Source organism: Klebsiella aerogenes KCTC 2190 (assembly GCF_000215745.1).
Taxonomy (GTDB): Bacteria; Pseudomonadota; Gammaproteobacteria; order Enterobacterales; family Enterobacteriaceae; genus Klebsiella; species Klebsiella aerogenes.
Genome location: NC_015663.1, coordinates 4,488,046 through 4,507,026, shown reverse-complemented (window position 1 = coordinate 4,507,026; position 18,981 = coordinate 4,488,046). Strand labels below are relative to the sequence as shown.

At 50.7% G+C, this 18,981-nt stretch carries 10 protein-coding genes and 1 pseudogene; 8 read left to right on the top strand and 3 right to left on the bottom strand.

Features of this window, described 5'->3' with window-relative positions; genetic code table 11:
- Positions 1–76 precede the first annotated feature (76 nt).
- A pseudogene (locus EAE_RS25490) lies at positions 77–445 on the top strand (hypothetical protein); the annotation flags it as partial.
- 2,601 nt (positions 446–3,046) lie between these two features.
- Positions 3,047–3,775 carry a LamG-like jellyroll fold domain-containing protein gene (locus EAE_RS21240; protein WP_015705680.1) on the top strand — a complete coding sequence of 243 codons (729 nt, stop codon included), beginning with the start codon at positions 3,047–3,049 and terminating at the stop codon, positions 3,773–3,775.
- 67 nt (positions 3,776–3,842) lie between these two features.
- Here EAE_RS21240 and EAE_RS21235 read toward each other — a convergent pair whose 3' ends face one another.
- The gene (locus tag EAE_RS21235) at positions 3,843–5,492 is read right to left on the bottom strand and encodes a hypothetical protein (protein WP_164926753.1); all 1,650 of its coding nucleotides are present in this window, start codon (positions 5,490–5,492) and stop codon (positions 3,843–3,845) included.
- 469 nt (positions 5,493–5,961) lie between these two features.
- On the opposite strand from EAE_RS21235, the gene EAE_RS21230 reads away from it, so the two are divergent.
- From EAE_RS21230 to EAE_RS21220, 3 genes are all read left to right on the top strand, one after another.
- The gene (locus tag EAE_RS21230) at positions 5,962–6,252 is read left to right on the top strand and encodes a hypothetical protein (RefSeq protein WP_015705678.1); all 291 of its coding nucleotides are present in this window, start codon (positions 5,962–5,964) and stop codon (positions 6,250–6,252) included.
- The gene (locus tag EAE_RS21225) at positions 6,252–7,517 is read left to right on the top strand and encodes a Y-family DNA polymerase (protein WP_015705677.1); all 1,266 of its coding nucleotides are present in this window, start codon (positions 6,252–6,254) and stop codon (positions 7,515–7,517) included. Before EAE_RS21230 ends, EAE_RS21225 begins: the two co-directional genes overlap by 1 nt.
- Positions 7,518–7,730: 213 nt before the next feature.
- On the top strand, positions 7,731–8,351 hold the full coding sequence (locus EAE_RS21220; RefSeq protein ID WP_072057102.1) for a histidine phosphatase family protein: 621 nt from the start codon (positions 7,731–7,733) through the stop codon (positions 8,349–8,351).
- Positions 8,352–8,779: 428 nt separating this feature from the next.
- On the opposite strand, the gene EAE_RS21215 is transcribed toward EAE_RS21220, so the two are convergent.
- Both EAE_RS21215 and EAE_RS21210 read right to left on the bottom strand, forming a co-directional pair.
- Positions 8,780–9,007, bottom strand: coding sequence for a hypothetical protein (locus EAE_RS21215; protein WP_010434226.1), 228 nt, complete (start codon positions 9,005–9,007; stop codon positions 8,780–8,782).
- Between the two features lie 268 nt (positions 9,008–9,275).
- Entirely contained in the window at positions 9,276–9,494 is a 219-nt protein-coding gene (locus EAE_RS21210) for a cold shock domain-containing protein (RefSeq protein ID WP_015705675.1), read from the bottom strand.
- Between the two features lie 278 nt (positions 9,495–9,772).
- Here EAE_RS21210 and cspF point away from each other — a divergent pair, with 278 nt between their 5' ends.
- The 3 genes from cspF to EAE_RS21200 all read left to right on the top strand — a co-directional run bounded on the left by cspF (position 9,773) and on the right by EAE_RS21200 (position 18,969).
- A complete protein-coding gene (gene cspF / locus EAE_RS21205; RefSeq protein ID WP_015705674.1) occupies positions 9,773–9,985 on the top strand; it encodes a cold shock-like protein CspF in 213 nt (70 codons plus the stop codon).
- A gap of 75 nt (positions 9,986–10,060) precedes the next feature.
- Positions 10,061–10,231: a YnfU family zinc-binding protein gene (locus EAE_RS25325; RefSeq protein WP_313899840.1), complete on the top strand. Its 171-nt coding sequence runs from the start codon at positions 10,061–10,063 to the stop codon at positions 10,229–10,231.
- Positions 10,232–10,386: 155 nt separating this feature from the next.
- Positions 10,387–18,969 carry a GH36-type glycosyl hydrolase domain-containing protein gene (locus tag EAE_RS21200; RefSeq protein ID WP_015705673.1) on the top strand — a complete coding sequence of 2,861 codons (8,583 nt, stop codon included), beginning with the start codon at positions 10,387–10,389 and terminating at the stop codon, positions 18,967–18,969.
- Positions 18,970–18,981: the final 12 nt, after the last annotated feature.

Below are 18,981 nucleotides of genomic sequence, written 5' to 3'. Positions count from 1 at the left end.
AACCATAAATTTCCCCGATTAACTTTCTTTCGCTCAAACCCTCGTTTGGGCGAAGCCTCTTTTTGGAGCAAAAAACATGGCCTTTAATCCGCCGCTGGGGAGTAATTCTCCCGTAGTGTTGCTCGATAACGCCACGCGCCTGGATAAACTGGTCAACGGACCCGCTGCCGATGTTCCCGACCGTGCCGGAGATCCGCTGTACTCATGGCGCCAGATGATGGCGAAGAATGATGAAATTCGTCAAAACCTGATACCGCTCAGCAGGCAGTACATGACACTTGAGGCTGCACAGGCGGATATTGCCAATATCCCCGAAGGGAGCACAACGTATTACCGCAGTCCGGACGATACGGCGCTTGCTATTGAGGTCATCAATAACGGCGGAACGCTGGTCGCTACAGGGCGAAAAATGCCGTCGTCCGCACTTGTTGATGAGATCGACAAACGTACCCGGTCATTACAGGAATCACCTGATTCACTGTTTGATATCGTGTCCAGCAATGGTATTCGCCCATTTCGCATCAGAAGCACGGACGGCGTCACTGAGTTTGAGTCAGTCGCGCAGTTGGTGACCGGCGACTCAGGTCTCAACTTCAACGGGAGCGTGATTGACAACAACGCGCCGGACGGCTGGCTGTTCCTGATTTATTCGCGCAACGGTCTGGTGATTGCAGGGGTTAAGGAAGACGGGACGAAAGTCGGCTGGGGCGGGAGCGACAGCGGCGGCGGGCAGGCTGGCGGGATTACCCCCGGTGATACGGCGGTGGGTTATGACGATATCCGTAATTACACTGGCGACGCCACTGTACGCGATGTTGTGGGCGAGCGTATCAATGGCCGGTTTGTAGTCGACGCTTCCGATACGACGTCTCCAGATGATGGCGGTGGAGTGCTGGTCGGTACTGATGGGCGCCGCTGGATCCGCCAGTGTGACTTTGTCTCTTATGACATGTTTGGCGCGCCCCGGATCCCTGAGTCGGTTTATCAGAATTATGCCGCGCTCTCTGCGCAGGGTAATGAGTCCGCGGCGCAGGCGTTACTGGCTGATATTGAGCCGGCGGATCAGGCCATTGCCCGTTGCCATGCCTTCGCGGCTAAGCACGCTATCCCGGTAGTCCAGAATGTCGGGCGGTTCCTGTGGGTGAGCAGCGAAATTGTGGTGAGGACGTCTGCTTATCTGAGCGGCTCTACGATCGTCACCTGCAATCGCAGCGGAACGGATGAAACCCGCTGGGGGAAAGTGGATGGTGTGGATGATGGCGCCCCTGACCCGATGTATATGTTCCGCATCCAGGGTAAGTCTCGCATCAACTTTACCGCGGCTGAACTGAACGAACTCAATACCTCTTATTCGTCATATCTGAAGCGCGGGAGCATGGATATCCCGATGCCGAAGTTAAGCCAGTACCGGGGTGGGTTGTTTGGCTTTATTTCTTCTTCCGTCGAGCTGTACCGCAGCGGGAATAAAACTAACGTCCGTAACCAGGTTCATTTCCGGGACTTCACCCGCATCGGTCGTAATGGCGCGGTTTCTGATGTACTGGTCAAAAATATCCCGGCGGGCACCATCACGGAAGCCTGGATCCAGCCGAAAGAAAATGCCTGGCTTAACTTTGAGCCCCCGGCGTTTTTTGAAGCAGGCAACGGTCGCAAATTCGTGAACATTCAGGTTGAGCGCTCGCAGGTCAACATTGAAAATCTGGTGATGGATAACTGGGCGACGGGCGATATCGAGTCCCGCGTGGCGATCGGCTCGTATGGCGTGACCGATATTCACTGCCGTAACGCAGCAGCTGAATGTATCCCGAACACTTCCGGCGGCGCGTATGTGGTTTGCTTCCGTAACAGTATCGATATTCACATCAGCGGATATTACGGCCTCTACGGCTGGGGATTCCAGGGGCATCATGGTCTGAAGCGGGTATTTATTACCGAGTCGGTCATGAACCGGTTCGATTTTCACTCATTCGGCTATGACATCTACATCAGCAGGACGAAATTCAAGGGGCGCCAGATATTCCTGCAGGGCGGTGGCCAGTTCGCACTTCGTGACTGTGACTTCAATATCACGCAGTACAGCCTGGAGCAGACCGGGCATATCGAAGACCGGCTGAATTTCTTTATCAATATGCGCGAAGACTACGCCGGGGACTGCGAGTGTAACCTGGCTATCGATGGGCTGGTGGTGCGTTTCGACCGCAATATCACGAATGCCTGGGCGTCTGACGTGCTGTCGTTTGATATTGTTCGTATGAACAGCGGGACATCGGTTGATTATGGTGTGTCGACCAAAAACCCGCATGTGATTTCCGGGAAAGATATTGTCTTTGATCTGGATGGTGTGCCGGCTTCCCTGCCTGATAATTTTGCGTTCACCTTCTGCCGTCCGTTCCGTAACCTCTACAACTCCGCCCAGAAAACCTATCTGCCGGATATGGTGAAAGTGCAGGGCATGACCGCAATTAACGTGCCTGACGGTAAGAATGCGGTGATGGCGGTGTTTCGCTGCGGAGCCGACATGGCGCAGAACCCGTTTGCCAGCCGGACTAAACTCCGCCCGAACGGGACGAACGCAGAGATTATCGCCGAGGACGTCATCAGCATCATCAATAATCCGGTCATCGCGCAGAACGCCTGCCCGACGGTGTACATGCCAGGCGCGGCCTCTTCATGGGACACCGTTGTCGGGGGCACGACGTACCGCACCAGCGAATATTCATATCGCCCGAAAGTGACGCTGCGTAACTGCTATCCGTCGATTATCAACGCCGCCGGGGTAAAAGCCGAATTCGACATTGCCGGCGGCTTACTGGCGCGCTACAGCGTCGGCGATACCGGGAACCGCTGCCGGGTAACCGGCGCGGATATTCAGCTTATCCCTGACTCAACAGGGGCTCTTTATTTCGATACATCCAATGTCCGGGCGACGGGCTGTGACTGGTTCGACCCGATGAACGGGGCGACCTATACCGGCACCCTGAACGGTACCGGCAACGAAAATCGCGGCACTCCTGAACACTCACCCAATATTTAACAAGGAGCCACCATGGCTGGCGTTCGCATTCTTTGCAATCAAGTTATTCCTGTCACCGACTGGAACCACGACTATGTGACCATCAAATCAAAACTGGAAAGCAAATCACCGCTCCCGACCATTGCCAGTTTCGACCTGCTGAACCCACTGGACAACAGCGGGCACGGCTATACCGTCAAACCAAATGGCGGTCAAATCCGCGACTGGGGCCTCCATTACCCTAACGGTGCAAAACCGTCAGTGACTGACCTGGTGAAGGCCGGACAGGGCGCCGTATCGTTCATCGTCGCGTTTAAGCTGGATGCCGCTGACCGCTATATCAACATCCTCAGCAATCGTGTAAACAGCGCAGGCTTTAACTTCTATTACAGCGGCGGCTTCTACATGTCCTATATCTACCCGAGTGGCACGCCGGGGACCATTGCTGCCGCCAGTGTTATCAACGCGGAAATCGGCAAATGGTATGTGGCTGTAGGCGTATTTGACCCGGTCACTAAAGCGGCCAGCGTGAGGATCAGTGATGCCGGATTGCAGTATGGTCCTATCGGTACCGGCTTCCCGGAAAACACGTCGCTTGATACGGCTGTCAGCATCGGTGGCGATCCCAACGGCCTCACCACCTCGTCTATGTACGGTGACATTGCGTGCGTTGCCTACTATGACGGCGCGTTCACTGCAGATCAGCGTGATGCGATGGTGAGTGTGGGGATGGATATTCTCCATGAGAGAGGGCTGGTCTGAATGCATGCTGCCACCTTTGCGGGTGGCAGCATGTTCAAGGATAAAAATGAATGTGGTTGCCACTTTTCTAACCTGTGAAAATAGCCCCATCAACAGGGTATAATATAGAAAGTTGAATTTCGGTTAGGCTTTTTATTACGTTCCCCTGCATCGGAACTCCTGCGATATAAAGTTTCATTTCATTTCCATTCGTAATTGATGCGGTCACAGGTAATGAATTGTTTGGTACACTGATCCCTGTGGCGAGTGTGACAGAACCATCTAGTTCCAGTGTAAATACACCGCATCCAGATTTTTTCCCCAAGCTAATAGGTACTGGAAGCTTAATAAATAAATCACCAGAGGGTTTTGTATTAACTGAACTTACAGCTAACCATAATGAGAGATTGCACATGCCATTATCTATGTAATAATCACAGCCTCTGGAACTGTAACTAATGTTTCCTGGTATATCCTTACCTGCAACACCAGGAGTATAGGTGCCGACTCTTCCACCAATCTGAGGTTTATTTGTAGAGGAATATTCAACTTCATCTGAAATACCTGTTGATTGATTCCTATTGTTAATAATAAACGTTCTTGCTGCTGTTCCCTCAACAGAAAATCCATATGTTTCATTGAGTGCAACACCATATTTATTATCTTCAACTTTTAACCCATACAATCCTCTCAGTTTAACTGCTCGTAATTGCTTTGGAGAAACAATATAGCTATTTCTTACAGTGATGCTATGAGCAGTGTTAAGACTTGATATCATTACTCCACTGTTATCAAATCCATTTGTTCCTGGAACATCGCAACCTATTAAGACGCCAGCTTCAGTATTAGCATTTCCGTTCGTGCCATTCCCGTTATTATACAGATAACACCCTTCAATTATTACACCATGCGCTGAATTACTACCACTGTTGGTGTTAGAAGTAATGGCCAAACCCCATGCGCCATCTTCAGAATGCTCAATGTTACACCCGGATACCATAGAACCAGCAGGGTTGCACATTAACAGATTGCCTACTAATCCATGGTGGAATGTAGCTCCGCCAGTTACTGTTATGCCGGTATGGTCGTTGGTATATCCTATGCGACAACAAATTTGCCCACCGTAATACTCCCCACCAATTATTGAGCATCCCCAGGCTCTTTTTGAACCAAGCCACAGGCCATATCTGGCTCGAAGCGGATTGCCATCGGCATCTTTATTTGTAGAGATTCCTGCCCAAAAGTCACAATTGATGACAAATGTATTATAACACCTGGCAATTTTAATTAAGGCATCATTATAGTAAGATTTTCCATCATCGATATATCTAACCTTGAGGTCCCTAAGATAATGCCTTCTTGTCTTGGTCCCACTGGTCTCATCACCCATAACTATCTGACCGCCAGCCATTAAAATAGTACCATTGATAATATTAAAATTAATATCGAGTTTGTGGGTGGATTTGAGTGTGTATGTTTTCCCACGTAAGTCAATGGTGTAAGGTAAGTCGCTAGATAATGATGTATCCTCTAGTTCGGAGAGTCCCTTAAACATTGAAGTCCATAAATCGTCATCCGTTGGCGCAGGTAAATCTATGCCATACATTTCTGGGTATACTATACGACCTAGACTTAGTAATTTGGTTACACTCATGTGATAAGGAGTATTAACCAGGTCTCCTCCAAACCCCTCTTGTGGAGAGTTTAAATCTTCTCTTAAAGTGTCATCAGTAATCATTCTTGCCTCTCTTGCTTTCTGTATATTTCATTTAACTGTATAAACAAACAGTATTTTGTGCAAGTTGGATTAATTTAAAAGTATGATGACTGAATTTAGTTTCACTAAAGCGTTTGATGATCAATGCGTATCTTAATGATGAACATTTTACCGGTTGTAAATTCGTTTGTGATTAGGGTATATAACTGAGTAGGGACTTAAACATAGAACAGAACCTGGGATTTGCTGTGGAAAAATAATTGGTTTCAGAGAAATGAATTACGATGTGTACCGTAAACTATAGCAACCACGTAGCAGGTGACTGATGTGTTCGCAGATGGTGTGATAAACACATTATCAATTTTCTCAGCAAATCCTTGCGAAGCATTGCGTTACAACAATGGCATTCATCAATAGACGCTCCCTGTCTTGATCTCCTCTTCCATAAAAACTACTGTATATAAAAACAGTATAAATGGAGTGACAGATCATGCTTCAACAACCACAGTTTTATGAAGTAACCGGCATAAGCCAGCATGCAACATTCGTTGATACACAACGTGGCATCGCCGTAGTTGAGCGCTCATCATCGCCGTTAGCATCAGCGGTTTTACTTATCTCATATTGCGGGGTACAGCAGTTTGCGCGCTTCCTTGGAGGATCGCTCATTACGGAGGACGGCGACGCTATTGAAGGGGATATGCTAGCGGATGTTGAGCTGATAGGAGTGGTAACTCACATCATCAGTAAAGCCGGTTTTGATGACAGCCCGGTGATGTAATGTTTGCTCTGGTTGATGTGAACAGCTTCTATGCGAGCTGCGAAACCATTTTCAGGCCGGATCTGCGAGGGAAGCCAGTTGTCGTATTGTCCAACAACGATGGTTGCGTGATAGCGCGTTCTGCCGAAGCCAAGAAGCTTGGTATTAAGATGGGGGATCCGTACTTCAAATGCAAAGACCAGTTCCGCCGGCATGGAGTGGTTTGCTTCAGTTCGAACTATGAGCTCTACGCGGATATGAGCAACAGGGTCATGACGACACTGGAGGAAATATGTCCCAGAGTTGAAATCTACAGCATTGATGAGGCATTTTGCGATATAACTGGTGTACGTAATTGTCGTGTGCTGGAAGAGTTCGGACATGAGTTAAAAGATACCGTTTACCGTAATACCAGGCTCCCGGTCGGGGTAGGGATCGCACAAACAAAGACGCTGGCAAAACTCGCCAATCATGCGGCGAAAACATGGAAAGCCACTGGCGGAGTTGTCGACCTTTCGAATGTGGAACGGCAGCGCAAACTGATGGCTTTACTTCCGGTTGATGAGGTGTGGGGTGTTGGTCGCCGTATCAGCAAAAAGCTTGAGGCTATGGGGATAAAAACCGTCCTACAGCTAGCTGATACGGATATTCGCTTCATCCGTAAGCACTTCAACGTTGTGCTTGAGAGAACCGTCCGGGAACTTCGCGGCGAGCCGTGTCTTGAACTGGAAGAGTTTGCGCCAGTGAAACAGGAAATCGTCTGCAGCCGGTCGTTCGGGGAACGCATTACCACCTATGAACAAATGCGCCAGGCTATTTGTTCATATGCGGCCAGAGGGGCAGAGAAACTTCGTGGAGAGCATCAGTACTGTCGCTATATTTCCACCTTTGTGAAGACATCTCCCTTTGCGCTGAACGAAAAATACTACGGTAACAGCGGATCCATTAAGTTGCTGACGCCCACGCAGGATAGCCGGGATATCATCAATGCCGCAGTAAAGTGCCTGGATGCGATATGGGTCGACGGGCACAGGTATCAGAAAGCGGGGATCATGCTCGGTGATTTCTATAGCCAGGGTGTCGCGCAGCTGAACCTGTTCGACGATAATGCGCCAAGGCAGAATAGTGAGAAACTGATGGAAGTTCTCGACCACCTCAATGCAAAGGACGGAAGGGGAACTCTCTATTTTGCTGGACAGGGGATCCAGGCCACCTGGCAGATGAAGAGAGAAATGCTTTCGCCTCGCTATACAACAAGATATTCAGACCTGCTTAGGGTTCGATGAGTATTGTTGATGTCTTGGTCCGCATTGTGCCAGGAGCGGAAGTTAACTACGGATAAAATTCAGCGCCCCACACCCAGAGCCGCTGCATAACGGCAATAAGCTACACTTGTTCATTATTTCCAAAACAGGAAAGCCTTCCGCTGCTTCAACGGTGTGTGTTTGATATCGCGCAGTTGGGACATTTTGATCAACAACGAGCATGGCCAGCTAACGATGAAATTGATACTTGTTCGACACGCAGAAACAGAGTGGAATTGGGAAGGAATTATTCAGGGGCACAGCGATAGCTCCTTGACCTGTCGGGGTTTGCGTGAAACATCCGTCCTACTAGCAGCGTTTAGTGCAAGTGAGTATCAAATAGAGCGTGTTTACGCTTCTCCGCTTGGGCGTGCCTGGCAAATGGGGCAAAGCCTGGCTGAACACTTTCATTGTTCACTGACGGCTGAACCGGCCCTTAAAGAGCAGGCCTTTGGTCAGTTTGAAGGTATGCCGTTAGAACTACTCAGACAAAAACATCCAAACTATGCAAATGCGTTATTCAGGCTTGATGCAGAGTATTGTCCACCTGGGGGGGAGTCACTGGCGCATGCTTCTCAGCGAGTTATGCGTTTTTTACAAAACCTGGAAGATACCTCATCACATCAACAAACAATATGTATTGTGTCTCACGGGCATGTCAGTCAGGGCACTCTGGCAATTCTTAAAGAAGGGACTGTCAATAGTTTCCCTCGCTATGCTCACCCCAATGCAAGTTATTCTGTTATCGACCTGATTAATGGAAAATGTATCGGCCTAAAGTGGGGGATTGCTACACATTTACGTCACCTGAATTAGTGGCTACCTTCCAGGCATTGAAAACCCATCCTGCCAGAGTCATCATTATTTAAGCACAATGTCCGCTCCTCGCTCACAGCGGACTTTATGCTCGGTGAGTTAGCCCGCACTGTGCCACAAGCGGACATCTTTATATCTTGTTGCATCAGTCATACTTGATGAACTGAAAGCAGAAGAGTCGACAAGTTAATTAGCCCTGCCGCTTAGGAAGATTTCGCACAAAAAGCAAGATGGTAGGGCGAGAGAGCCTGCATTTTGTCCGAGGAAAGTGAATTATTCTCTCTTTTCAGAGGAAGGTTCTAAAAGTTAAATGTAAAAAAAAGCCTGTTGTTAGCAGGCCATAAATGTTTTTAACTCATTTTTTGTTCGATTCTGATAAATAGGATAAGCTTGCAATTAAACGTGAAGCAGAGAGCATGAAAAAAATGCTATAAATATTTCCTGGCCGCATCAAGTATCTCCTGTGACGTTAACTCCCTGTCAGTAGCTACGTAAACAATGCCATGATCGCCAGTTAAGGAAGGAAAACCTGCAGACATAATCCGAAGATGTGTTTCTTCACCGTTTGGATATTCCTGCCTGATAGAGGATATACCTTCCAGAACGGTCATGACTTTACAGGATTCAGCATTAAAGAAAACAAGGACTTTAATCATATTCTATTACCCTGTTCTCTCGTGGATATTAACTGGCAGATGCCATTAAGGTCAAAGCCATTACGCACTTCTTATTTAACATGTGGTTAGCTTGTGCTTTTAGACTTTTTATGCAGTAGTACTGCACTTCATCACATCGGTTAGCATACTCATAATTTTGAAAATTATACTGATCAGATATTAAGAATAAACGACTTTCATCTGATTTAAGTTATGGATCTGTCTACTCAGGAATAATCCTTCATCGTTATCGCAGACCCACAATGATTTATTTATCGCAAAGTGTTACGTTTGCAGCAGTAGGCCCCTTGTCTCCACGGTGAATGGCGAATTCAACTTTCTGTCCTTCAAATAAAGTTTTAAAGTTGTCGCCATTAAGTGCAGACAAATGGACAAAGATATCTTTGCTGCCATCAAGAGGAGAGATGAAGCCAAAACCTTTGTCTTCGTTAAACCATTTAACCAGGCCCATAATTCTAGAGGTCATACTGACTCCGTTATACATGATTGTATTGATAGTAAACGTATAAGATTAAATGTATGGACTCAAAAGAGGGGATATCAACGATAGCACCTGGTAATGAGAACTGCCCGGAAAATTTCAAACTTTCATTCGTACATCTAACTGATGCGATTCATTAAGGCACAGGGAATCGATATAAGCAAATTATCTTTTAGCCGTCCAGAGGTCCTGTAGGGAAAATAAAAGTGGCTGAATGCCATTTTCAATGTATAGTCTTTACGTGTTTTCAATAAGGAATTGACTTGTCCCATAAAATGACAGGAATTGTCAAAAGCTTTGACATTCTTAGCGGTAAAGGCCTCATCATCCCAGCTGATGGCCGAAAAGACGTTCTGCTTCACATTTCAGCCGTTAACTCCCGCGAATCAGAATTACTCATCCCTGGAAGGCGCATAGAATTTTGCCGGATAAACGGTCTCAGGGGGCCTGTGGCTGCGAACATTTATCTTTCCTGATTTTCAGTGTGTCAAAATAAATAGATTAAAACTTAACCACATGTGGTACGATGAATCTCATTCATTGAAAGGTTAATGGTTATGTCTGTTATCAATTACGCAATGAAACTCTTCAGCAGTGCGTCTACTGCCGCTGCTGCCTGTCCTGTTTGTGGCTTAAAATCAGCACAACCGTTGTCAAAAATTCGGCTCAACCAGACCATGCTTTGCCCCGGATGTAAGGCTCTGTTTATCTCCCGACGCTAGCTCGACAAAAACCGCATAACAGATCTCATGTCCTATACTTATGTTAGATTCCGGCAGCTGTTAAATCCCTGATGCCTGACGCCCATCCTGAGAGAACGTTTCTGAACTGATTTCGCAACTGCTCCTGCGCGCTAACGTCGCATCAGAGCAATGCTATGAAAATGAACCCAAGAGCGTGGTTTAACCGCTCCCGTATTCTGATGAATGCTGCCGAAAACATAACGTTTTCGGCGAACGATCCTGCCGGTGAAAGCTCGCCGCGGTCAGAACTCTTTTCGACCGCCCAGATGGAACGCTACGGCCAGAAGCTGGCGCGGACTCATAAAGTATCACCGGATAAGCATCCTTATTATCTTCTGAAACGGCTTGGCGACAATGAGGCCGTCATTACCCAAAACTGCTATGAGCTTAACGCGGGTAAAAAGACCAGTATCATGCCCGCCGGTGAATGGCTGCTGGACAATTATTATCTGATTGAGGAACAAATCCGCACTGTCCGCCAGCATCTGCCGAAAAGCTTTGGCAAAGGTCTTCCATCGCTGGTATCGCCGCTGAATTGCCCACGAATTTATCATATTGCATCAGAGGCTATTGCTCACGGCGATGGCCGCTGGGATGCCGCCAGCCTGACCAGCTATCTCACTGCCTATCAACAGGTGACGCCGCTGACGCTGGGTGAAATCTGGGCGTTACCGGGAATGCTGCGCCTGGCACTGATTGAAAATCTTCGTCGTATCAGTATGGAAGTGATAAAAGCGCAGCAAGACAGAAACCTTGCCGATACGTGGATAACAAGGATTGTCGAATGCGCAGAGAGTGCGCCTGGTGATTTAATCATGGTAGTTGCCGATATGGCGCGCTCCCGACCTCCGTTAACCAGTGCGTTTGTCGCAGAGCTGGTGCGGCGCCTGCAGGGGCATGGCAACGCGCTGTCGTTACCTCTGACCTGGGTTGATCAGTGCCTTCGGGAACAGGGGATCACCACTGACGTTCTCATACATAGTTTCAATCAGCAGCTTGCCGCCAGCCAGCTGTCCGTCAGTAACAGCATCGCGGGCCTGCGATTAGTGAGTGAAACGGACTGGGCTGATTTCGCCGAAACGATAAGCGTTGTCGAACAGACATTACGCAATGATCCTGCCGGCATCTATCCCCGGATGCACTTCAATACCCGGGATCATTACCGGCACGTAGTTGAGGTTCTGGCCAGAGACAGCGGTCTCAGCGAGCCTGATGTTGCTGAGAAGGCGCTGGCGCTTTCAGAGGAAAAAGCGCGCGATACACCGGAACATCATGTTGGTTATTATCTTGCAGGCGAAGGTCGACAGGCGCTGGATATTCATCTCCTGGCAGACGCCTCAAGGCTCATACGCTTGCGGCACAGTTTCAACAGAATAACCCTGCTGTCATGGCTTGGAAGCCTGGCGTTGCTGACAACCGCAGCGACCGCAGCAATATTGCACGAAACCGCCATGCAGGGCGCAGAATGGCTATTGATCGCTGTGATATTACCTCTGATTATCGCTTTAACTCAGTTAATGAGCGATTTACTCAGTGATGCAACCACCCGTTTTCGCGTTCCTCGCCCCTTGCCGGGGATGGATTTTTCAGCCGGTATTCCCGCTGACAGTGCCACCATGTTAGTCATTCCCTGCATGCTGACCAGCCACGAAAGTTTCAGCCAGCTCCTCACCAGTCTTGAAGTCTGCTGGTTGGGGAATGAAAACGAAAATCTCAGGTTCGCGCTGCTCACTGATTTTGCTGATTCTGAAAATGAACCCTCGCCGGAAAGTCATGCGCTGCTCAGAAAGGCTATCGCCGATACGCAGGCGCTTAATCGCCGTTACCCCTCCGGCCGACCACGTTTTTATCTGTTACATCGTCAGCCTGAATGGAACCCCTCGGAAGGAGCGTGGATGGGCTATGAACGCAAGCGGGGAAAACTGGCGTTACTGAACAGCTGGTTGCGCCATCCCGGAACGCAATTCGTCAGCGTTGCAGAGATGCCTGCCCACCTTTTACCGGGTCACATAAAATACGTCATTACCCTGGACAGCGATACGGTGCTCCCGCGCGATACGGCACACAAACTCGTCGCGACGATGGCGCATCCGCTGAATACGCCTGAGTATGATCCGGTACGCCAGAGGGTTGTCAAAGGATTCGGTATTTTACAGCCCGGTCTTGCGGAGGAGATACCACGCAACGGTCAGGGGCGTTACGCAGCCCTGCGCAGCAGCGTACCGGGCAATAACCCTTATTCGATGATGTCTTCGGATATTTATCAGGATCTCTTTGGGGAAGGCTCGTTTGTGGGCAAAGGGATTTACGATGTTGATATTTTTATGCAGGCCACTACCAACATCTGCCCGGAAAATCTGGTACTCAGCCACGATCTGCTTGAAGGATGCTATGCACGTTCGGGTCTGCTGAGCGAGGTGTTACTGTACGAACAGTACCCTAATAATTATCTGTCGGATGTTGCACGACGTTCACGCTGGATCCGGGGTGACTGGCAACTACTTAACTGGCTAAAACCACGCGTCAGAAAAGCCGATGGAACCCGGGGCAGGAATCCGCTGACCGCGCTTTCTTACTGGAAATTACTCGATAATCTACGTCGCAGTCTGGTCGCCCCCTCCTTATTGGTATTGCTGTTCTTCACTCTGCTTTGGGTACCCAATCCGGTTTACTGGCTGGGCATACTGTTGCTGATATGGCTGTTGCCAGCCATCCTCTGCATTAGCCACGACCTTCTGCATAAACCTCTGCGTCGCCGCGTGAAGCCACATCTGTTACTGGTGGGGGCGGGCGCGCTAAAGCGTCTGTCAGGTATCAGCCTTAATTTTGCGATACTGCCGCACGAAGCCGGATATTCGCTGAAAGCGATCGCCGTGACGCTATGGCGACTGGGGATAAGCAGGCGTCACCTCAGCCAGTGGGTCAGCCACAGCCAGGACAGCAGTCAGGCCAGACCCACTGTTGCACGTTTTTATCAGGCGATGTGGCTGAACGTTGCCGGTGGCGTGGCGCTGACAATACTGACCGGACAATTTGCCCCACAGCTGCTGGGGATTGCGTTACCGATCGGTTTGGTATGGTGTGTGGCACCACTGCTGATGAGCTGGCTGAGTCGCCAGCCCGTGCGTAAGGTTTTTTCGCCTAACCAGGAACAAAAACAGCTGTTACGCCAGACAAGCCGTGAAATCTGGGCTTTTTTTGAAACATTTGCCACAGCAAAAGAGAACTGGCTTCCGCCTGATAATTATCAGGAAATGCCACAACCGACGGTGGCACACCGAACTTCTCCTACCAATATTGGTCTTTCACTTATGGCTAACCTGACGGCATGGGACTTTGGCTACCTGCCTGGCGGAGAGGTGCTCCGGCGCGTGTCGCTCACGCTCGACACGATGGATAAAATGGAGCACTACCGGGGCCATCTCTACAACTGGTATGACACCCGTACGCTGGTCCCCCTAAGTCCACGCTATATCTCCAGCGTCGACAGCGGTAATATGGCCGGGCATTTATTGACCCTGCGTGCAGGTCTGTCCGCCATGCGTCATCAGCCTGTTTTAAGCAACCAACAGATACTGGCAGGACTGAACGATACGCTGGATATTCTGGAAAAACAGTGGGGTAAGAACCCACCTGACAGCCTGAGACTGCTGCGCAAGCATTGCCTGAACGCGGTGTCGCTCTCTCCGCAGGCGCTTTTCAGCGAACTGAAAAGCATGCGCACCCAGTGCAACCATCTGACCAGCGCATGTCATCAGGGGTCTCCTCTTCAGATGCGCTGGGCTGGACATCTGGAGCATCAACTGGTTCAGCTTTGCCATGAGTGGTCTCTGTTGCTTGGCTGGTTGCCTGCATCCTGGAATGAACAGACGCTGCCGACGCTGAGCGAGCTTGCCCGTCCGACATTAACCGGTACAGGAATGGCTCCGGCGTCAGTGGCGGAGCAGGCCCGAATGCGACTCAATATTATCACCGAGCTGGAACAGCGGCTGGATGAGCATGCCCGGATGGATTTCGCCTTTCTGTACAGTGAAGCAACCAGTCTGCTCAGCGTCGGTTATAACTGTGACACCAATATGCCTGACAAGAGCCACTACGATCTCCTGCCGTCTGAAATCCGCCTGACCAGTTTTCTTGCCATTGCGACTAATCAGCTGCCTCTTAAAAGCTGGTACGCGCTGGGTCGATTGTTTACCACGATTGATAATGAAACTGCCCTGATGTCATGGAGCGGATCCATGTTTGAATATCTGATGCCGAATCTGGTCATGCCCACCTGGCCCGGCAGCCTGCTCGATGAAATGAGTCAGTCGGCGGTTATGCGCCAGATTCACTGGGGGAAAGAACGCGGGGTACCATGGGGTGTTTCAGAGTCTGGCTATCATGCTTTTGATGTTCAGCATAATTATCAGTATCAGGCATTTGGCGTACCGGGGCTCGGTCTGCGCAGGGGACTTGCCGATGACATGGTTGTTGCTCCTTACGCCACGCTGCTGGCGCTGATGGTTTCCCCACAGAGAGCCTGTGAGAACCTGTTCAGGCTGCAAAAAAATGGTGCACGCGGAGAATACGGTTTTTATGAAGCGCTGGACTATACCCCCTCACGTCTTGCAACCGGTCAGCTCTATGCGGTGGTACAGTCCTGGATGGCGCATCACCAGGGTATGGCATTTCAGGCGCTGGCTCATGTGCTGCTTGACGCCCCCATGACTGAACGCTTTATGTCCAGCACGGTATTCCGGTCAGCGAGTCTGCTGTTACAGGAGCGCGTGCCGGATGCGGTCGATCTGTACAGTCCGCGCCGTCATTTTGAATCTCATGAGGGCATGGTCAAACCCGTTCGCTATGAACCCCGTATTTTCTATAGCGTGGATACCCCCGCCCCGGATATTCAGCTCCTGTCCAACGGCCATTATCATCTGATGTTGACCGCGGGCGGCGGTGGTTACAGTCGCTGGAATGATATTGCACTAACGCGCTGGCGCAGTGATACCACCCGTGATAACTGGGGAGCATTCTGCTACATCCGCGATACCCAGACGGGAGATGTGTGGAGCAATACCTGGCAACCAACAGGCTACACCAGCGGACAAGACGAGGAAGTGTTGTTCACCGATGCGGGGGCAGAATTCAGACGCAGCTTAGGGGGACTCAGCGTCAAAACTCAGGTGGTGATCTCTCCGGAGGATGATGTTGAATTGCGACGGCTCACACTGATTCATCGTGGTCGCAAGCCTCGCTCTCTGGAGCTGACAACCTATGCTGAAGTGGTACTGGCATCTGATGCCAGCGATCTGGCACACCCGGCATTCAGCAATTTGTTTATTCAGACTGAGCTGGCTCCTGAGCGTGACGCTATTCTTTGCCACCGGCGCCCGCGCTCACCGGATGAACCGTGTCCTTGCCTGTTTCACATGATGGTGGTGCACGGCGATAACCGACATAACGTGTCGTTTGAAACGGACAGGGCAAGGTTTATTGGACGTGGCAGAAACCCTGCGAATGCCCAGGCAATAGAGACGGGAGGGATGCTAAGCAACACGTCGGGCTCGGTGCTGGATCCGATACTGGCAATTCGCAACGCAATCATTCTGCAGCCGGGGCAGCCGGTTACGATTGATATCATTTATGGCATCAGCGAGACCCGTCAGCAGAGCCTGGCGTTGCTGGAGAAATATCGCGATTACCCTATCGCCGATCGCGTCTTTGAACTGGCCTGGTCTCACAGTCTGGTGGTACTGCGCCAGATGAACGCCAGTGAAGATGATGCCACGTTGTTCAATTGTCTCGCCAGCGCTGTGCTTTACCCTGTCCAGGAGCTGCGCGCCGAAGGCCAGGCGATCGGCCGCAACCGGCGTGGCCAGTCCGGACTGTGGGGCTGGGCAATTTCAGGGGATCTGCCGATAGTGCTGCTGAGTATAACCAGCGAGGAAAGTATCACCTCAGTGACCACACTGATTCAGGCACACCGTTACTGGAGACAGAAAGGGCTGAATGTTGATTTGGTTATCCTGAATAACAGCCCCGGCGGCTACCAGCAGGGATTACAAAATCAGATTATGGAGTTAATATATGCCGGGTCTGAAGCCAGTCTGCTGGATAAAAAGGGCGGGCTTTTTGTCCGCAACGGTGAGCATCTCTCCGCTGAGGATAAGTTGCTTTTGATGAGCGTGGCCTGTCTGTATCTTGATGATCGCGCAGGGGGTATTATTGAGCAGCTTAACCAGCGTATTCATACCCTGAAATCGCCGGCAAGGGCATTCATTCCGCGTGCTGTGCGCGAGCGTAATCAACATACGGACTGGATCCCTGATACCAGTCAGTTATGCCATTTCAATGGGTACGGTGGATTTTCTCAGGATGGGCGGGAGTATCAGATCGTCCTTCGGGAAAATGCGCTTACACCGGCTCCCTGGTCGAACATACTGGCAAATTCCCGTTTTGGCAGCGTGATCTCAGAGGCAGGGCAGGCCTATACCTGGTATGAGAATGCCCATGAATACCGGTTGACGCCGTGGGAGAACGATCCGGTGAGCGATCGCAACGGCGAGGCATTTTACCTGCGCGATGAAGAGAGCGGGGAGTGCTGGTCGCCGACGGCTTTACCTGTTCGCGGACACGGTGATTACCTGACCCGCCATGGTTTTGGCTACAGCGTTTTTGCCCATCGTGAGAATGGTATAGACAGCGAGTTGACGGTCCTGGTTGCCGAAGCGGATCCGGTTAAACTGGTGCTCCTGACGCTCAGTAACTCTTCGGGACGGACACGTCAACTTTCCGTCACAGGCTATGTAGAGTGGACGCTCGGAGAAACACGAACGCGCTCAGCCCCTCACATTGTGACACATGTGGCCAGAACGCCCGGCGGCTGCGGGGTGCTTGCGAATAACTTTTATGGTGATAATGGTGGCGGCCGAACTGCATTTTTTGCCGTCAGCGGTAATGACTGTTCTCTGACAGGGGACCGCCGGGAGTTTATTGGCCGTAATGGTTCCCTTCACGCCCCTTCGGCCATGAAACTGCAAAAGCTTTCTGGTAAGACGGGGGCCGGTCTGGATCCCTGCGGAGCGGTGCAATCGGCGGTTACATTAATTGACGGGGACCAGAGGACGTTTATTTTTATCCTCGGCGCAGAGGAGAATGATGTTTGTGCTCAGGAGACGCTGGCCCGCTACATGAACGAGGATACGGTCCGCCAGGAGCTGAACCGGATTCATAATCACTGGCACAATGTGCTCGATAAAATCGTAGTTAACACCCCCGACACGTCAGTAAATTTACTGGTTAATGGCTGGCTGTTGTATCAGACGGTCGCCTGCCGTCTTATGGCCCGGAGTGGCTACTATCAGTCTGGGGGGGCATTTGGTTTTCGCGATCAGCTGCAGGATACGCTGGCTCTGAGCCACGCTGCTCCGAACCGGATGCGTGAACAGATAATACTCTGTGCATCACGGCAGTTTATCGAGGGGGATGTGCAGCACTGGTGGCACCCGCCACACGGCAACGGTGTGCGTACCCGCTGTTCCGATGACTATCTTTGGCTGCCGCTTGCTGTTTGCCACTATGTTGAAACGACGGGGGATATGGATGCACTGGAAATACGCATTCCTTATCTGGAGGGACGCTCGCTTCAGCCAGGTGAAGAGTCTGTCTATGACACGCCGGTCATCAGCGGCACCGAAGAGACACTCTGGTTACACTGCGTCAAAGCTATTCACTATGGACTTCGCTTCGGGGAGCATGGCCTGCCGCTGATGGGGGCTGGTGACTGGAATGACGGGATGAACCGGGTGGGTATCGAAGGCAAAGGTGAAAGCGTCTGGCTGGGCTTCTTCCTGTACGACATTTTGCAGCGGTTTGCAGCGCTGGCGGAGCGCAGGCTGGATGAAAGCGTCGCCGCGATGTGCCGTTCACAGGCTCTGCGCCTGCAAAGTAATCTCGAAGCCCACGCCTGGGATGGGGAATGGTACCGGCGCGGGTATTTTGACGATGGTACTCCCCTGGGATCGAAAACCTCACAGGACTGCCGGATTGATGCGATTGCGCAGAGCTGGTCTGTATTGTCCGGCGCCGCGAGCCCGGGACGGTGCGCAAAGGCCATGCAGGCGCTGGATAAGCACCTTGTGGATAACGAAGGAGGGCTGATCAAACTGTTAACGCCTCCTTTCGACGGACACGGTCCAAATCCGGGCTACATACAGGGGTACCTGCCCGGCGTGCGGGAAAACGGAGGGCAGTATACGCATGGCGCCATCTGGGCAGTGATGGCCTTTGCCCGAATGGGGAATACCGAACGAGCCTGGCAACTCTGGTCAATGCTCAGCCCTATAAATCATACCCTGAATGCGGACTCTGTCGGGATTTATAAAGCTGAGCCTTATGTCATGAGTGCTGATGTCTACAGCGTCGCTCCCCATACCGGACGTGCAGGGTGGAGCTGGTATACCGGTTCCGCAGGCTGGGCCTGGCGTTTACTTACCGAGGAATTACTGGGGATAAAACGTTCCGGCACTGACTTTAGTGTTCATGCCAGGTTACCGGATGAGTGGTCGTCTTTTTCTATGGCATATCAATATGGTGAAAGCCATTATCAGATTAGTGTTTCACGCGGCGATGCAGAATATTGCGTGACGCTGGATGGTGTTCTCCTCCCTGATGACAGAATACCGCTGAAGGATGATGGACAAAACCATACGGTTGAGATCATTCAGAACTGACACTGATCCCGG

What these genes read in the sequence shown, in the direction of transcription:
- EAE_RS21240 (WP_015705680.1), top strand. Translation starts at nt 3,047, where the DNA reads ATGGCTGGCGTTCGCATTCTTTGCAATCAAGTTATTCCTGTCACCGAC.
- EAE_RS21235 (WP_164926753.1), bottom strand. Translation starts at nt 5,492, where the DNA reads ATGATTACTGATGACACTTTAAGAGAAGATTTAAACTCTCCACAAGAG.
- EAE_RS21230 (WP_015705678.1), top strand. Translation starts at nt 5,962, where the DNA reads ATGCTTCAACAACCACAGTTTTATGAAGTAACCGGCATAAGCCAGCAT.
- EAE_RS21225 (WP_015705677.1), top strand. Translation starts at nt 6,252, where the DNA reads ATGTTTGCTCTGGTTGATGTGAACAGCTTCTATGCGAGCTGCGAAACC.
- EAE_RS21220 (WP_072057102.1), top strand. Translation starts at nt 7,731, where the DNA reads ATGAAATTGATACTTGTTCGACACGCAGAAACAGAGTGGAATTGGGAA.
- EAE_RS21215 (WP_010434226.1), bottom strand. Translation starts at nt 9,007, where the DNA reads ATGATTAAAGTCCTTGTTTTCTTTAATGCTGAATCCTGTAAAGTCATG.
- EAE_RS21210 (WP_015705675.1), bottom strand. Translation starts at nt 9,494, where the DNA reads ATGACCTCTAGAATTATGGGCCTGGTTAAATGGTTTAACGAAGACAAA.
- EAE_RS25325 (WP_313899840.1), top strand. Translation starts at nt 10,061, where the DNA reads ATGGTTATGTCTGTTATCAATTACGCAATGAAACTCTTCAGCAGTGCG.
- EAE_RS21200 (WP_015705673.1), top strand. Translation starts at nt 10,387, where the DNA reads ATGAAAATGAACCCAAGAGCGTGGTTTAACCGCTCCCGTATTCTGATG.